Annotated in this window: 15 protein-coding genes; 7 read left to right on the forward strand and 8 right to left on the reverse strand. The window is 68.2% G+C overall.

The features are described from left to right. Positions 1 to 28: 28 nt before the first annotated feature. Genes LCM32_RS15610 through LCM32_RS15625 form a run of 4 tightly spaced genes read right to left on the reverse strand, consistent with a single transcriptional unit; the run spans position 29 to position 3,047 of the window. On the reverse strand, positions 29 to 1,009 hold the full coding sequence (locus LCM32_RS15610; protein WP_224822018.1) for an OmpA family protein: 981 nt from the start codon (positions 1,007 to 1,009) through the stop codon (positions 29 to 31). Beyond that, positions 981 to 1,547, reverse strand: coding sequence for a peroxidase-related enzyme (locus LCM32_RS15615; RefSeq protein WP_224822019.1), 567 nt, complete (start codon positions 1,545 to 1,547; stop codon positions 981 to 983). The genes LCM32_RS15610 and LCM32_RS15615 overlap by 29 nt, the downstream gene beginning before the upstream one ends. A 1-nt stretch (position 1,548) precedes the next feature. Continuing rightward, positions 1,549 to 2,325 carry a GNAT family N-acetyltransferase gene (locus LCM32_RS15620; protein ID WP_224822020.1) on the reverse strand — a complete coding sequence of 259 codons (777 nt, stop codon included), beginning with the start codon at positions 2,323 to 2,325 and terminating at the stop codon, positions 1,549 to 1,551. After that, positions 2,322 to 3,047, reverse strand: a complete 726-nt coding sequence (locus LCM32_RS15625; RefSeq protein ID WP_224822021.1) for a competence/damage-inducible protein A — start codon at positions 3,045 to 3,047, stop codon at positions 2,322 to 2,324. Before LCM32_RS15625 ends, LCM32_RS15620 begins: the two co-directional genes overlap by 4 nt. A 45-nt stretch (positions 3,048 to 3,092) precedes the next feature. Here LCM32_RS15625 and sfsA point away from each other — a divergent pair, with 45 nt between their 5' ends. From sfsA to LCM32_RS15650, 5 genes are all read left to right on the forward strand, one after another. Next, the gene (sfsA, locus tag LCM32_RS15630) at positions 3,093 to 3,800 is read left to right on the forward strand and encodes a DNA/RNA nuclease SfsA (RefSeq protein WP_224822022.1); all 708 of its coding nucleotides are present in this window, start codon (positions 3,093 to 3,095) and stop codon (positions 3,798 to 3,800) included. 121 nt (positions 3,801 to 3,921) lie between these two features. Then, positions 3,922 to 4,719, forward strand: coding sequence for a type I methionyl aminopeptidase (gene map, locus LCM32_RS15635; RefSeq protein WP_412070693.1), 798 nt, complete (start codon positions 3,922 to 3,924; stop codon positions 4,717 to 4,719). A gap of 210 nt (positions 4,720 to 4,929) precedes the next feature. Further along, positions 4,930 to 5,730, forward strand: coding sequence for a glycosyltransferase (locus LCM32_RS15640; RefSeq protein WP_224822024.1), 801 nt, complete (start codon positions 4,930 to 4,932; stop codon positions 5,728 to 5,730). 86 nt (positions 5,731 to 5,816) lie between these two features. After that, positions 5,817 to 6,464, forward strand: a complete 648-nt coding sequence (gene nth / locus LCM32_RS15645) for an endonuclease III (protein ID WP_224822025.1) — start codon at positions 5,817 to 5,819, stop codon at positions 6,462 to 6,464. Then, positions 6,461 to 7,447: an adenosine kinase gene (locus LCM32_RS15650; protein WP_224822026.1), complete on the forward strand. Its 987-nt coding sequence runs from the start codon at positions 6,461 to 6,463 to the stop codon at positions 7,445 to 7,447. The genes nth and LCM32_RS15650 overlap by 4 nt, the downstream gene beginning before the upstream one ends. A 124-nt stretch (positions 7,448 to 7,571) precedes the next feature. On the opposite strand, the gene LCM32_RS15655 is transcribed toward LCM32_RS15650, so the two are convergent. Both LCM32_RS15655 and ribA read right to left on the reverse strand, forming a co-directional pair. After that, a complete protein-coding gene (locus LCM32_RS15655; RefSeq protein ID WP_224822027.1) occupies positions 7,572 to 8,057 on the reverse strand; it encodes a L,D-transpeptidase family protein in 486 nt (161 codons plus the stop codon). Beyond that, on the reverse strand, positions 8,054 to 9,145 hold the full coding sequence (gene ribA, locus LCM32_RS15660; protein ID WP_224822028.1) for a GTP cyclohydrolase II: 1,092 nt from the start codon (positions 9,143 to 9,145) through the stop codon (positions 8,054 to 8,056). Before ribA ends, LCM32_RS15655 begins: the two co-directional genes overlap by 4 nt. Positions 9,146 to 9,304: 159 nt before the next feature. On the opposite strand from ribA, the gene LCM32_RS15665 reads away from it, so the two are divergent. Then, positions 9,305 to 9,991: a response regulator transcription factor gene (locus LCM32_RS15665; protein ID WP_224822029.1), complete on the forward strand. Its 687-nt coding sequence runs from the start codon at positions 9,305 to 9,307 to the stop codon at positions 9,989 to 9,991. 504 nt (positions 9,992 to 10,495) lie between these two features. Here the strand turns inward: LCM32_RS15665 and LCM32_RS15670 are convergent. Both LCM32_RS15670 and LCM32_RS15675 read right to left on the reverse strand, forming a co-directional pair. Further along, a complete protein-coding gene (locus tag LCM32_RS15670) occupies positions 10,496 to 12,115 on the reverse strand; it encodes a methyl-accepting chemotaxis protein (protein ID WP_224822030.1) in 1,620 nt (539 codons plus the stop codon). Then, entirely contained in the window at positions 12,112 to 12,411 is a 300-nt protein-coding gene (locus LCM32_RS15675) for a hypothetical protein (RefSeq protein ID WP_224822031.1), read from the reverse strand. Before LCM32_RS15675 ends, LCM32_RS15670 begins: the two co-directional genes overlap by 4 nt. A gap of 128 nt (positions 12,412 to 12,539) precedes the next feature. Here LCM32_RS15675 and LCM32_RS15680 point away from each other — a divergent pair, with 128 nt between their 5' ends. Continuing rightward, entirely contained in the window at positions 12,540 to 13,328 is a 789-nt protein-coding gene (locus tag LCM32_RS15680; protein ID WP_224822032.1) for an exodeoxyribonuclease III, read from the forward strand. The last annotated feature ends 23 nt before the right edge of the window (positions 13,329 to 13,351 follow it).

Genomic DNA, 13,351 nt, shown 5'->3' on the forward strand with positions numbered 1-13,351 from the left:
GGCCGTCGGGTGGGCGGTCTCTGAGCGCCTATTGCGCCGGCGCGCCGGAGGAAAGCAGCACCGCCTCGACCCGGCGGTTGCTCTCGCGGCCCGCCTGCGTCGTGTTCGGGGCCAGCGGCGCGAGGAAGCCCACGCCCTCGGCGCTGACCTGCCCGGCCTCCGTGCCGTGGGTGCCCAGCAGACGCTCCCGGACCGAGGCCGCGCGGCGCTGCGACAGGGCGATGTTGTTTTCCAGCGAACCCTCGCTGTCGGTGTGGCCGACGAGGGCCACCCGCCGCGCAGGATCGGCGGCGAGATAGGCCGCAAGCGTGTCGAGCGAGGCATAGGCGCCCTCGCTCAGGTCCGAGGCGCCAGTGGCGAAGTTCAGATCCGCCAGCACCACATGCCCCGTCTCTTCCAGCCGGACGATCAGCGCGTCGCCGGTCCCGCGTGCCGTGGCGGGCACATCGGGCGGCGGCAGCGTGGCGCCCGCCGGCGTGATCCGGTCAATCTGGACGTAGCCCGTCAGGCCGGAGCGGGAGGCGATGACCTGCACATGCTCTGGCCCCTCGGGCCCCTCGCGCTGGGCGGTCAGGACGTGGAAATCGAAGAGGTCGATATACATGTCTGGCGCGGGCGCGACCTCCAGCGCAAAGCGGAAGTCAAAGCCGCCGCACTGCCGATCCGCGCAGTCGAGCAGCATCTCGTAGCCCGCCGCCTTCATCTGTTCGCGCAGCGGCGCGATCAGCTGGACCACCGTTTCGCCCCGTGCCTCGACGCGCCAGGCCTCGCGGGTGACGTCGCCTTCCAGCGGCAGCATCGGAACGGCGTGGTCGGCCCAGGGGCCGGTGGGCAGGGCATAGGAGCGATCACGCTCCTGCCCGCCCGCGATCATGCGGGCGTTGGTCGGCAGGCTGAAGGCCTGCGCCGCGGCCGCGACAGGGGCCCCGGCCAGCGCCGAGGCAAGCAGCAGCGCCAGCTGCCGCTTAGCGGGCCAGTGATCAGCGGGCCTGCGAATGATACGCGGCATTCGGCGCCATCTCGGCCGCGGCGGCGACCCGGTTCGTCATGTTGAAGAAGCCCGCCACGTTGGCGATGTCCCAGATGTCGCGGTCTTCGAAGCCCGCATTGCGCAGCGCCTGACGGTCGGCCTCCTCGATCCGGTCGGGCGTCTCGGTCAGCTTGGCCGCGAAGGTGAGCATGGCCTTCTGCGGCGCGGACACCTCGGCGGTGCGCCAGTTCATCACCAGTTGCTCCCCCAGCACGGGATTGCCCGACAGGTCGCGCACGGCAGCGCCGTGGGCCGTCAGGCAGTAGAAGCAGCGGTTGATCGAGGAGACGGTGACCGCGATCATCTCGCGTTCCAGCTTGGTCAGGCGGCTCTCGCCGAGCATCAGCGTGTTGTACATCGCCGCGAAGGCGTCGAACTGCGCGATGTCGACCGTGTGCACCTGCAGGACATTGGGCACGAGGCCCAGTTTCTCCTCGCAGATGGCCAGATACTTCGCCGTCCGTTCCGGCAGTGGATCGACCGGTGCAAGGTCAAGCGCGGTCAGTCTCTCGGTCATCTCAGCCCTCCCCGGCAGGTGCCTGACGGTAGTGGTACTGGCCCACCACGTCCATGCCGAGCCGGGTATAGAGCGCATTGGCCGGCGCGTTCCCGCGCGTACACAGCAGGGCAAAGGCGGTTGCGCCCTGTTTCGCCGCCCAAGCCGCGCCGTCGATGGTGGCCGCCCGGCCCATGCCGCCCCGGCGGCGGGTCGGCAGCACCTCCAGCGCGTGCAGCATGGCGATGCCGTCGTGGATGCCGACGAACCCCACCGCGCCCGGGTCATTGCCCAGACGGCCCAGAAGGCCGGTCTTGGTCCCCTCCACACGGTGCATCACCGCCAGCCGGTCCGGGCCGATCCCGCCCTCGGCCCAGATCTCCTCCATCAGGGCTAGAGGCTCCCAGATGGTGATGGTGCGGGCGTCGGTGTCGGGGCGCGGGGCAGAGGCCACGCGGCCGATCGGGGCGCTGTAGATATAGGTCGGATCGACGATGCCGTAGCCGCGCGCCTCCAGCGCCGCGTCGAGCGCGGCATCGCCCTTGCGGATCATGAAAAGCGGACGCTGACCTGCGGCCGTCATTTCGGCCTCGGCGGCGGCGATGCCCTCGGGGGTGGCCTCCGGCCCGGCGGTGGCGGCCGAGACGCGCTTGCCGCCGCCCGCCCCGTCGCGCAGCCTATAGCCCGCGCAGGACCAGAGCCGGGCCGCGGGCCAGGTGGCGTTGAGGGCCGCCAGCAGGGCGGCCTCTTCCGCGTCGGGCGCCGTGGTGCCCGGCCAGTTGTCGAGCAGGGCGCTCATTCCGGGAACATGTCCGACAGTTTCGCCATCGCCGCACCAACCAGCGCACCGTCCTGCCCGCGGATCACGATATTCGCGCCATAGGCCCCGTTCTGCTGGAACGGGTAAGAGCCGATGGAGAGATCGGGATATTCCTCCGCCAGTTTGCGCAGCGGGCCCGCGATCTCGCCCTCGCCGCGCTGGATGCGCAGGCTTTGGGACAGGAGCGGCTGGCCGCCGGTGAGCGTCGGCAGGACCGAGGCGACCATCGCCTCGAAGACCGAGGGCACGCCGGCCATGACATGCACGTTCTCGACCGTGAAACCGGGCGCGACGGAGACCGGGTTCTCGATCAGGCGCGCGCCGTCGGGGATGCGGGCCATGCGCAGCCGGGCCTCGGTCACCTCGGCGCCGGAGCGGGCGTAGTGCGCCTCCAGCAGCTCTCGGGCGTCGTCGCGCACGTCGATGTGGCGGCGAAAGGCGCGGGCGATGCAATCGGCGGTGATGTCGTCATGGGTCGGGCCGATGCCGCCCGAGGTGAAGACATGATCATAGGCATCCGACAGCGCCATGACGTTGCCGATGATGTCCTCCGCCTCGTCCCGGACGAACCGGGCCTCACAGAAGTCGATGCCCATCTTGGTGAGCTCCTGCGCGAGGTGATGCATGTTGCTGTCGCGGGTGCGGCCCGAGAGGATCTCGTCTCCGATGACCAGCATGGCGGCGGTGGGGTTCTTGGACATTTCCGTCTCCTTGAGTGGGACTTAAGAAGGGTATAGGCCCGGCTCATGCGCTTTCAAACCCCCCTCGTTCCTGCCACCCTGATCCGCCGCTACAAGCGGTTCCTGGCCGACATCCGCCTTGATGACGGGCGCGAGGTGACGGCCCATTGCGCCAATCCCGGCTCGATGCTGGGGCTGGCCGGGGAGGGCCTGCGCATCTGGGTGGAGCCGAACGACGACCCCAAGCGCAAGCTGAAATGGGCGTGGAAACTGGTGGATCACGGGGGCGGTCATTTCACGGGCGTGGATACGGCCCTGCCGAACCGCGCCCTGAAGCTGGCGCTGACCGCGGGCGAGGTGCCGGGGCTGACGGGCTATGACACCGTGCGGCCCGAACAGCAGTACGGTCAGAACAGCCGCATCGACTTCCTGCTTCAAGGCGCGGACCGGCCCGATGCCTATGTCGAGGTGAAATCCGTGACGCTGAGCCGCCAGCCCGGTCTGGCGGAGTTTCCGGACAGCGTCACCGCGCGGGGCCGCAAGCACCTCGAGGAACTGTCGCTGGTGGCGCAGGGCGGGCAGCGGGCGGTGATGCTTTACCTCGTGCAACGGACGGATGCCACGCGCGTCACCCTTGCCGCCGACATCGACCCGGCCTATGCCGCTGCCGCACGGCAGGCCGCAGCGGCCGGCGTGGAGTTCATGGCCCTCGATTGCGCGATCACGCCCGAGGAGGTGCGGCTGAACGCGCCGCTGCCCTTCGCGCAGACATGAAACCCCCGCGATGCTGCTCTGCAGCGAAGCCATGCCGGAGCCCTTTAACATGGGCCTTGGCTGGTTTATATATAAGGGAATTGAACGGAGTACGACGTTGGAAACCAAGCATTCAGGACGCATGACCCGGGACGGCATCCGCATCCACGAAGAGGCGGATTTCGCTGGCATGCACAAAGCGGGCCGGGTCGCGGCCGAGATCCTCGATGCGCTGCCCGAATTCGTCTTCCCCGGCCAGACGACCGGCGAGATCGACCGCAAGATCACCGAGATGATCGACGCGCGTCCCGGCGTGGTCTCGGCCACGATCGGCTACAAGGGCTATCAGCACGCCTCCTGCATCTCGGTGAACCACGTCGTTTGCCACGGTATTCCCGGCGACAAGAAGCTGAAGGACGGCGACATCCTGAACGTCGACGTCACGGTGATCGTGGACGGCTGGTATGGTGACACCAGCCGCATGTACGTGGCCGGCAAGCTCTCGCGGAAGTCCGAGCGCCTGCTGCAGGTGACCCATGACGCGCTGATGATCGGGCTCGAGACGGTGAAGCCGGGCAAGACCTTCGGCGACATCGGCCATGCCATCCAGACCTACGTCGAGGCGCAGCGCATGTCCGTGGTGCGCGACTTCTGCGGTCACGGGCTGGGTCAGGTGTTCCATGCGCCGCCGAACGTGCTGCACTACGGCCGCCCGGGCACCGGTGCCGTGCTGGAGGAAGGCATGTTCTTCACGATCGAGCCGATGGTGAACCTCGGCCGTCCCGACACCAAGGTGCTTGCCGACGACTGGACGGCCGTGACCCGCGACAAGTCGCTCTCGGCCCAGTACGAACATTCGCTCGGCGTCACCGCGGATGGCTGTGACATCTTCACGCTTTCGCCCGCAGGGCTGTTCCACCCGACCTACACGCCGGAGTGACCGCCTCGCGGCTGCGCCGCCCATGACGGAAGACCCATGAACAGGGCCCGCGCGCATCGCGCGGGCCTTTTTCGTGACCTCCCCGTTTCGGCGGATGTTGTCGCGAAGACTCAGCTTTCGGAATTCGGGCCGCGCCCGGCCTCGAAAGGGCTGCGCGAGGCGGCCCGCTGGGGCATCCTGTCTGCACGCATTTCTTAACCAGTCTGACCCATGCAGATCGTTTACCTTGTCCGCTATTCCTTCTTCGGCTCCTCCGGCTGGCGCTCGCCCGCCAGCAAGGACCCCGGGCTGCTGTTCGAGCCGTCCCGGCTGGAAAAGCGGGCGCGGTTCTTCGAGCAGATCACGCTGGCCAGCCTGCGGGCCCAGACGGATACGGATTTCCACGTCATCGTGCTCTCCTCCGAAGGGATGCCGCGGCGCTTCAAGACGCAGCTGCGCGAGGCGACGCAGGATGCCCTCGGCCCGCGCGGTCACGTGCTCTTCAACAAGCCCGCGCGCGCCGGCTCGCGGTTCCGGCAGTACCTCCTGCGCAACCTCGCCGACGCCCCCTTCACCGCGCAGGTCGTGCTGGACGATGACGACGCCGTCGCCACCGATTTCACCGCGACCCTGCGCGCCGAGGCAGACCTCGCCAGCCGCCAGCTGCTCGGACCGCGGGACTATTGCTTCCTCTCCTTTGCGCGCGGGGTCTCCGGCATCTTCTCGCCGGAGCTGACGGGCCTGCATCACCGGGTGAGCCCCTTCACCAACCTCGGACTGACCCTCGTCGCCCCCACGCAGACGGCCCGCAGCCCCTTCTTCGTGGCCCACAAGCGGCTTGCCCCGCGCCATCCCGCGCGGCTGATCTACAACCGCAGGCCGCTCTACCTGCGCGCCGTCCATGACACCAACGACAGCCGCGCGCAGGTCGCCGACGATCCGGTCACCGAGGCGCAGCGTGCGATGGTGCTTGAACGCTTCCCCTTTCTGGCAGAGCTTGAGGCCCAGCCACTCACCGTGGCGGCAGAATAGGCAACACGCGTGCCCGCAGGGCAGGGGGGATGGCAAATCCGCCCCCCGCCTTGCCCGTGCGCTCCCGACAGGGCATAGAACCCCCGATGGCCAAGCAACTCCCCTATCCGGTGATCCGCGAGATCTTCACCCGCTTTCAGGCGGCGGAGCCCGAACCGAAGGGAGAGCTGGATCATACCAACGCCTATACCCTCGTGGTCGCGGTCGCCCTTTCGGCGCAGGCCACCGATGCGGGGGTGAACAAGGCCACCCGGGCGCTGTTTCCGATCGCGGACACGCCCGAGAAGATGCTGGCGCTTGGCGAAGAGGGCCTGATCGAGCACATCAAGACCATCGGGCTCTTCCGCCAGAAGGCGAAGAACGTGATCAAGATGAGCCGTATCCTCGTGGAGGAGTACGGCGGCGAGGTCCCCAATTCCCGCGCGGCGCTCGAATCCCTGCCGGGCGTGGGCCGCAAGACGGCCAACGTGGTGCTGAACATGTGGTGGCATTACCCGGCGCAGGCGGTGGACACCCATATCTTCCGCCTCGGCAACCGCTCCGGCATCGCGCCGGGCAAGGATGTCGTCGCCGTGGAACGGGCGATCGAGGACAATATCCCCGCCGATTTCCAGCTCCATGCGCACCACTGGATGATCCTGCACGGCCGCTACGTCTGCAAGGCGCGCAAGCCGCTCTGCAGCACCTGTCTGATCCGCGATCTCTGTGACTACGAGGATAAGAACCTGACATGACGACTTACGACCTGGTCGGCATCGGCAACGCCGTCGTCGACGTGATCAGCCAGAGCGACGATGCCTTCCTCGACCGGATGGGCATCCAGAAGGGCATCATGCAGCTGGTCGAACAGGACCGCGGCGAAGAGCTCTACGCCGCCATGGAAAACCGCTGGCAGGCGCCGGGCGGCTCTGTCGCCAACACGGTGGCCGGTGCGGGCGCGCTCGGTCTCAAGACCGGCTTCATCGGCCGCGTGCGCGATGATGAGCTGGGTGCCTTCTACGCCGAGGGCATGGCCAAGGACGGCACCGCCTTCGTGAACGCCCCGGTGACGGGCGGCGCGCTGCCCACCTCGCGCTCGATGATCTTCGTCAGCCCCGACGGCGAGCGCTCGATGAACACCTACCTCGGCATCTCCTCCGAGGTCGGCCCGGACGACGTGGACGAGGCCGTGGCAGGCGGGGCCAAGCTGCTCTTCCTCGAGGGCTATCTCTACGACAAGGACAAGGGCAAGGAGGCCTTCACCAAGGCCGCCCGGGCCTGCCGCGACGCGGGCGGCATGGCGGGCATCTCGCTCTCCGATCCCTTCTGCGTCGACCGGCATCGCGCCGATTTCCGCAAGCTGGTGCAGGAGCTCGACTTCGTCATCGGCAACGAGGAGGAATGGCTCTCGCTCTACGAAAGCGACGACCTCGGCACCGTGGTGGAAAAGGCCGTCTCCGAGGTGGGCCTGATGGTCTGCACCCGCTCCGGCCACGATGTGCTGCTGGCCCGCGGCGACGAGGAGGTCGTCGTGCCCGTGACGCCGATCACCCCCGTGGACACCACCGGCGCGGGCGACCAGTTCGCCGCCGGCTTCCTCTACGGTCTCGCCACCGGCGCCTCGCTGGAAACCGCCGGCAAGATGGGCTGCATCGCCGCCGCCGAGGTGATCTCGCACTACGGCGCGCGCCCCGAGGCCGATGTCATGGCACTCTTCAAGGAGGCCGGCCTCGTCTGAGCCGCCGGCCCCCTGACACACCAAAGGCCGCGCCCCGGGCGCGGCCTTCCTGTTTCGCGGTCCCCCGCATCCACTGTTCCCAAATATCCCCGCCGGAGGCTCCCGCCCTCCCGGCGCTGCGCCGTCAACCGACTCGGATCACCGTCCCCGGCCGCGCCCGTTCCGCCAGCCACCGCGCGCGGTCCCGCCGGAAGGCGAGGCAGCCCGCGGTCGGGTAACCCGGTCTGCGCCACTGGTGCAGGAAGATCGCCGAGCCCTTGCCCGGCACGGCGTCCGCGTTCCAGTCCGTGATCATCACGAGGTCATAGAGCGGGTCCGCCCGGCGCAGTTCCTCGTGCGATCCCGTATAGGGCGCGCGCACCGGCCGGTTGTACTCTGCCCGCGCGGGATCGTCGGACCAGAGGTCGCCCGGCAGGATCGGCTCGGCCCAGGGGGCGGGACGCGCCATCCGGTCCGGCCGGTACAGCAGCCCCGTCACCGTCCAGAGCCCGCGCGGGCTGGCCATGTCGCCCTCGCGCTTGTCCGAGGTCTTTCCGCCCCGCCCGATCGTGCAGGGCAGCCAGCGCCCCTCTACCAGAAGGCCGCGATGGCCGAGGATCCATGTCGTCACAGCAGATGTCCCGATTTGCGGGCCTTGGTCGCGAGATAGGCCGCGTTGTGGCGGTTGCGCCCGACCTGCAGGGGCACGCGTTCGGTCACGGCGATGCCGTTCTTCTCCAGCATGGCGATCTTGGCCGGGTTGTTGGTCAGCAGGCGCGCCGCACGGAACCCCATCTGCGCCAGCAGCGCCGCGCCGAGGCGGAAGTCCCGCTCGTCGTCCTCGAAGCCGAGGCGATGGTTCGCCTCCACCGTATCAAACCCCTGATCCTGCAGAGAATAGGCGCGCATCTTGTTCGCCAGCCCGATCCCGCGGCCCTCCTGGTTGAGGTAAAGCAGCACGCCCGCGCCCGCCTCGCCCATCTGCTCCAGCGCGCCATGCAGCTGCGGACCGCAGTCGCATTTCAGCGACCCCAGCACGTCGCCAGTGAAACAGGCCGAATGCAGCCGCGCCAGCACCGGTTCGTCCCGGGGCGGGCGGCCGATCTCGACGGCGTAATGCTCCGGCCCGCCGTCCTCGGGACGGAAGACATGCAGCCGCCCGGCCTCGGCGGCCTCCATGGGCACGCGGGCATTGACCACCGGGTGCAGCGGCGAGGAGCGCGTCAGGATCTCCGCCGCGCGGGGCGCGTCGATCAGGGTCAGGCCGGTCTCGGCGGCGAAGCGGTGGCCCTCTGGGATCTCCAGCAGCAGGGCCGCCGGCAGCAGCCGGGCGGTCTTGGCCAGCTTCAGCGCCAGCCGGGCGGGCTCCGCATCGCCGTCGCGCAGGGCGCGCAGAGGGCCCTTCATCGGGCGCATTAGGTCGTCTGCCGGGTCGGCCAGGCCCACCAGCCAGGAGAGGTCCGCCTCGTCCGGCAGGGGCAGGCGGGCGACGTCGCCGTCGTAGACACGCGCCTTCAGCGTCTCGGCCCGCCGCGCGGTCAGCGCGATCTCGGGCTGGCCGCCGAGGGCGCGGAGCGCCGCCAGCCGATCCGGGCCCAGGGTTTCGATCGCCAGCATCAGGTGGCAGGTCCGGGGGCCTGCAAGCACGACGCCGAGGCCAAGCCGCAGGTCTCCCCGGGCGCGGGACAGCAGGTCGATGAGATCGGGCCGGAATGACATGAGCGGGGTCCTCTGCTTCGCCTCCATGTAGCGACTTGCGCGAGAATTTGAAACATTCAGCGGCGCAGGGACACGTCCGCGTGAGAGCACTATCACAATTCTTGTCCTCGGGGTGGGAGGCAAACATCTGTCGCTCAAGACGAAAAAAGGATGAGCCCGATGCCCCAACTGAAGAAAATCCTGCTGGTGGATGACGACGACGACCTGCGCGAGGCGCTGTCAGAGCAGCTCGTGATGACCGAGGATTTCGATGTCTTCGAGGCCGGTTCGGGCAGCGAGGCGATGCAGAAGGTCCGCGAGGGTCTCTTCGATCTCGTGATCCTCGACGTGGGCCTGCCGGACACCGACGGGCGTGAACTCTGCCGCCTGATGCGCAAACAGGGCGTCAAATCGCCGATCCTGATGCTGACGGGCCACGACAGCGACGCCGATACGATCCTCGGACTCGACTCGGGCGCGAACGACTACATCACCAAGCCGTTCAAGTTCCCCGTGCTGCTGGCCCGCATCCGCGCGCAGCTGCGCCAGCACGAGCAGAGCGAGGATGCTGTCTTCCAGCTCGGGCCGTATACGTTCAAGCCCGCCATGAAGCTGCTGGTGACCGAGGATGACCGCAAGATCCGGTTGACCGAGAAGGAAACCAACATCCTCAAGTTCCTTTACCGCGCGACCGAGGGCGTCGTCGCCCGCGACGTCCTGCTGCACGAGGTCTGGGGCTATAATGCCGGGGTGACGACCCACACGCTGGAGACCCACATCTACCGCCTGCGTCAGAAGATCGAACCCGATCCCTCCAACGCGCGGCTGCTGGTGACGGAAAGCGGCGGCTATCGGCTGGTGGCGTGACATTTTTACCAGCAGGTCAGGAAATCCAGACCTGACAGGTTGAACGTGAATATGCTAGTTATATGTCAACGTCACGTATTTGAGTTCCCGCGCATGTCCGGGTCATGACATGCAACCTCCCTGTTGGACTGAGCCCGGGCCCCTGTGCCCGGGTCTTTTTTTATTGGGGATTGGGCGCGGTCACGCAGTGATCGGCGTATGCGATAAACCCTCATAGGTTGATCTATCGGGTCACGAATCGCCTCGTTTCCTCTGGGCGTCTCGATTGTTGTGCAGGCCTCTCCGCATCGGGCGGTGCGCGACCGGTGCTGCCACATATCCTCCGGAAGGTCGCACTGTAGGGCTCGTTGCCAAGCATCTCCGCCTCGCGGCAGTCTGCGACAGGCCGTGATGCAGGCCAAGGCGTAGGCTATGCCTTGCTCCATGACCTGGGCCATGACGCGGGCGGAGAAAGGTGAAAGCCGTTAGGCGCGGGATCGGGTCGGGGCCCGTCACTCTGCCGGATCAGAACTCGCTCCAGCTGTCGTCGGCAGGCTGGCTTGGGGCGTTGACGGTCTTCCGCGCGGCCTGCAGCGGAACGACCTGGGTCGCCTGTCTGTGCTGCGGCGGGGACTCGCCGGTTTCGAACCGTTGCATCAGGTGGGACAATTGTTCGGCCTCGCGGCTGAGCGCGGTGGAGGCTGCGTTGGTCTCTTCGAACATGGCGGCGTTTTGCTGCGTGACCTGGTCCAGTTCCTTCATCGTCTCGTCGATCAGCGCGATCGAGCCGGATTGCTCATTCGCGCTCTCCGCGATCTGAGAGACGAGGGCGGCGACGTTGGAGACGGACTCGGCGATCCGTTTCAGGGCGGCGCCCATTTCGTTCACCAGCGTCACCCCGCTTTTCACGTGATCCGAGGAGGTGGAGATCAATTCCCCGATCTCGCGGGCAGAGGTTGAGGAGCGGGCGGCAAGCGCACGGACTTCCGTCGCCACGACGGAGAACCCGCGCCCGGCCTCGCCTGCGCGGGCGGCCTCCACGCCCGCGTTAAGGGCGAGGAGATTGGTCTGGAAGGCGATGTCCTCGATCACCTGGATGATGTTCGTGATCTCGGAGGAGGAGGATTTGATCGCGGCCATCGCGGCAACCGTCCGCTGCACCACTTCGTCCGAGGCGGCGGAGCGCGCCTGCGCCTCGCCGGCGGCCTCGGCCGCGCTGCGGGCGGCAGAGGCGGTGTTGCGCACATTCTCGGAGATTTCCTTGATCGCCGTGGCCGTCTCCTGCAGCGAGGCGGCCTGACGCTCGGTCCTCTGGGCGAGGTTGTTGGAGGCATTGGCGATCGAGTCGGTATCGTCCGAGACCGCCGCCGCGTTGCGGATCACCTGCAGCACGGTTTGGCGCAGTTCCTCCGTCGCGTGGTTGAAATCCTTGCGCAGGCTCTCATGCGCGGCATCGAAAGGCTGGTCGATGGCGACCGAGAGGTCCCGCTGGGCCAGCTTGCGCAGCGCCCGGCCCAGCCCGTCCACCACCATCTGCTGGCGCTCGGCCTCCGCCGCGGCCTGCGCGGCTTCGCGGGCGCCGGCGGCGCGGGATGCGGCATCAGCCTCTGCCGCGCGGGCGTCGAGGGCATAGCGCTGCTGGATCGCAAGGTAGAGCACTGCAGCCTCCATCACGACGATGGTCCCGTGCAGCGCGACCCGCTCGAGGTTGGCCCAGAGTCCGGCATCCGCGGGGTAGACCAGCGCCGGCAGTACCAGCACGAGGGCAAGGTGATGCACGGCGATGACGCCGGCGGCGACGATGATGACCGAGGCATCGGCCATGGCCATGGTGATCGCGAGCAGGGCGAAGAAGAGCATATGGCTGTCGAGCTGCCAGAGATGACCGGCGAGCGCGGCGGTAAAGGCCATGGCCTGCGCCACGAGGCCGAGGGCGACCAGCTGTCGCCCCGTTGCCCCGCCGGCCTTGGCGCCGTAAAGCGCCAGCCCGGCCGCGAGGGCGGCGAAGAGCAGGATCGGCACGGGCGCATTGCCCGCCAGAAGGGCGGCCACCGGACCGACGGGGGCAAGCGCCGCGGCGGCCCAGGCGACGCGCTGGGTCGCGAGGGCCTGCGCTGCGAGGAAATCCGAACTTGTCGTGGTCATGCGCCACCTCCGCAAAGGGCGGCAACGGCGCGTCCGTCCACCACCAGGTATCCGCCGGCGCGCCTCAGCCGGTCGGCAAAGCCGGGATCGTCGCCTTGCGCCAGTGTCGCCATGGCGGCCTGCAGCGGTCCGACCTCGTGCCCGCCCGCGCGCAGGATCGCCGCGCCCCGGTCCAGCCACGGCAGGCCGATCACCAGCAGCAGCCCGTCGCGCGCCGGGGGCAACGAGACAAGCGCCAGTCCGGGACCGGCGAGGCAGAGGGTGAGGGCGGCAAGTATCACGCGAAGATCGGGCACGGGCGTCTCCTTCAGGCCCCGGATACCGCCAATCTCCTACCGGGCGGTTAAGCGCCGCGCGGCTTTCCTTCCGGTCATGCGGATGCTACCCCGGACCGCGACCCCGCAGACAGCTGAGCAGGCCCGCCATGTCCTTCACCCTCGCCACCTGGAATATCAACTCGGTCCGCCTGCGCGAACCGCTGGTGCTGCAGTTCCTTGCCCATTCCGGGCCTGACGTGCTCTGCCTGCAGGAGTGCAAATCGCCGGTGGACAAGATCCCCGTCGAGGCCTTCCGTGCGGCGGGCTACGGGCACATGATCGCCCGCGGTCAGAAGGGCTATAACGGCGTGGCGATCCTGTCGAAGCTGCCGATCGAGGACAGGGGCGACATGGATTTCGCCGACCTCGGCCATGCCCGTCACGTCGCCGGGCGGCTGGAGAACGGCGTGACGATCCACAACTTCTACGTCCCCGCGGGCGGCGATCAGCCTGATCGCACGATCAACGAGAAGTTCGGCCAGAAGCTCGACTACCTCACCGGAATGCGCGACTGGTTCCGCGAGAGTGCGCCGGAGAAGGCGATCCTCGTGGGCGATCTGAACATTGCCCCGCGCGAGGATGACGTCTGGGACCACAAGAAGCTGCTGAAGGTGGTGAGCCATACGCCGGTCGAGGTCGAGGCCCTGGCCGAGACGCAGGAGGCGGGCAAGTGGGTGGACATCACCCGGCAGGACATCCCGCAGGGCAATCTCTACTCGTGGTGGTCCTACCGCAGCCCGGACTGGGCCGCCGCCGACAAGGGCCGCCGGCTGGATCACGTCTGGGCCACGCCCGACATCTCGAATGCGGCGCATTCCAGCGCGATCCTGCGCGAGGCGCGCGGCTGGGAGAAGCCCTCCGACCACTGCCCGGTGCTGGCGACCTTCGACCTCTGAGCAGGTGCCCCTTATCCGGCAGC

It is taken from the genome of Pseudooceanicola nanhaiensis (assembly GCF_020171315.1).
GTDB lineage: Bacteria > Pseudomonadota > Alphaproteobacteria > Rhodobacterales > Rhodobacteraceae > Pseudooceanicola > Pseudooceanicola nanhaiensis_A.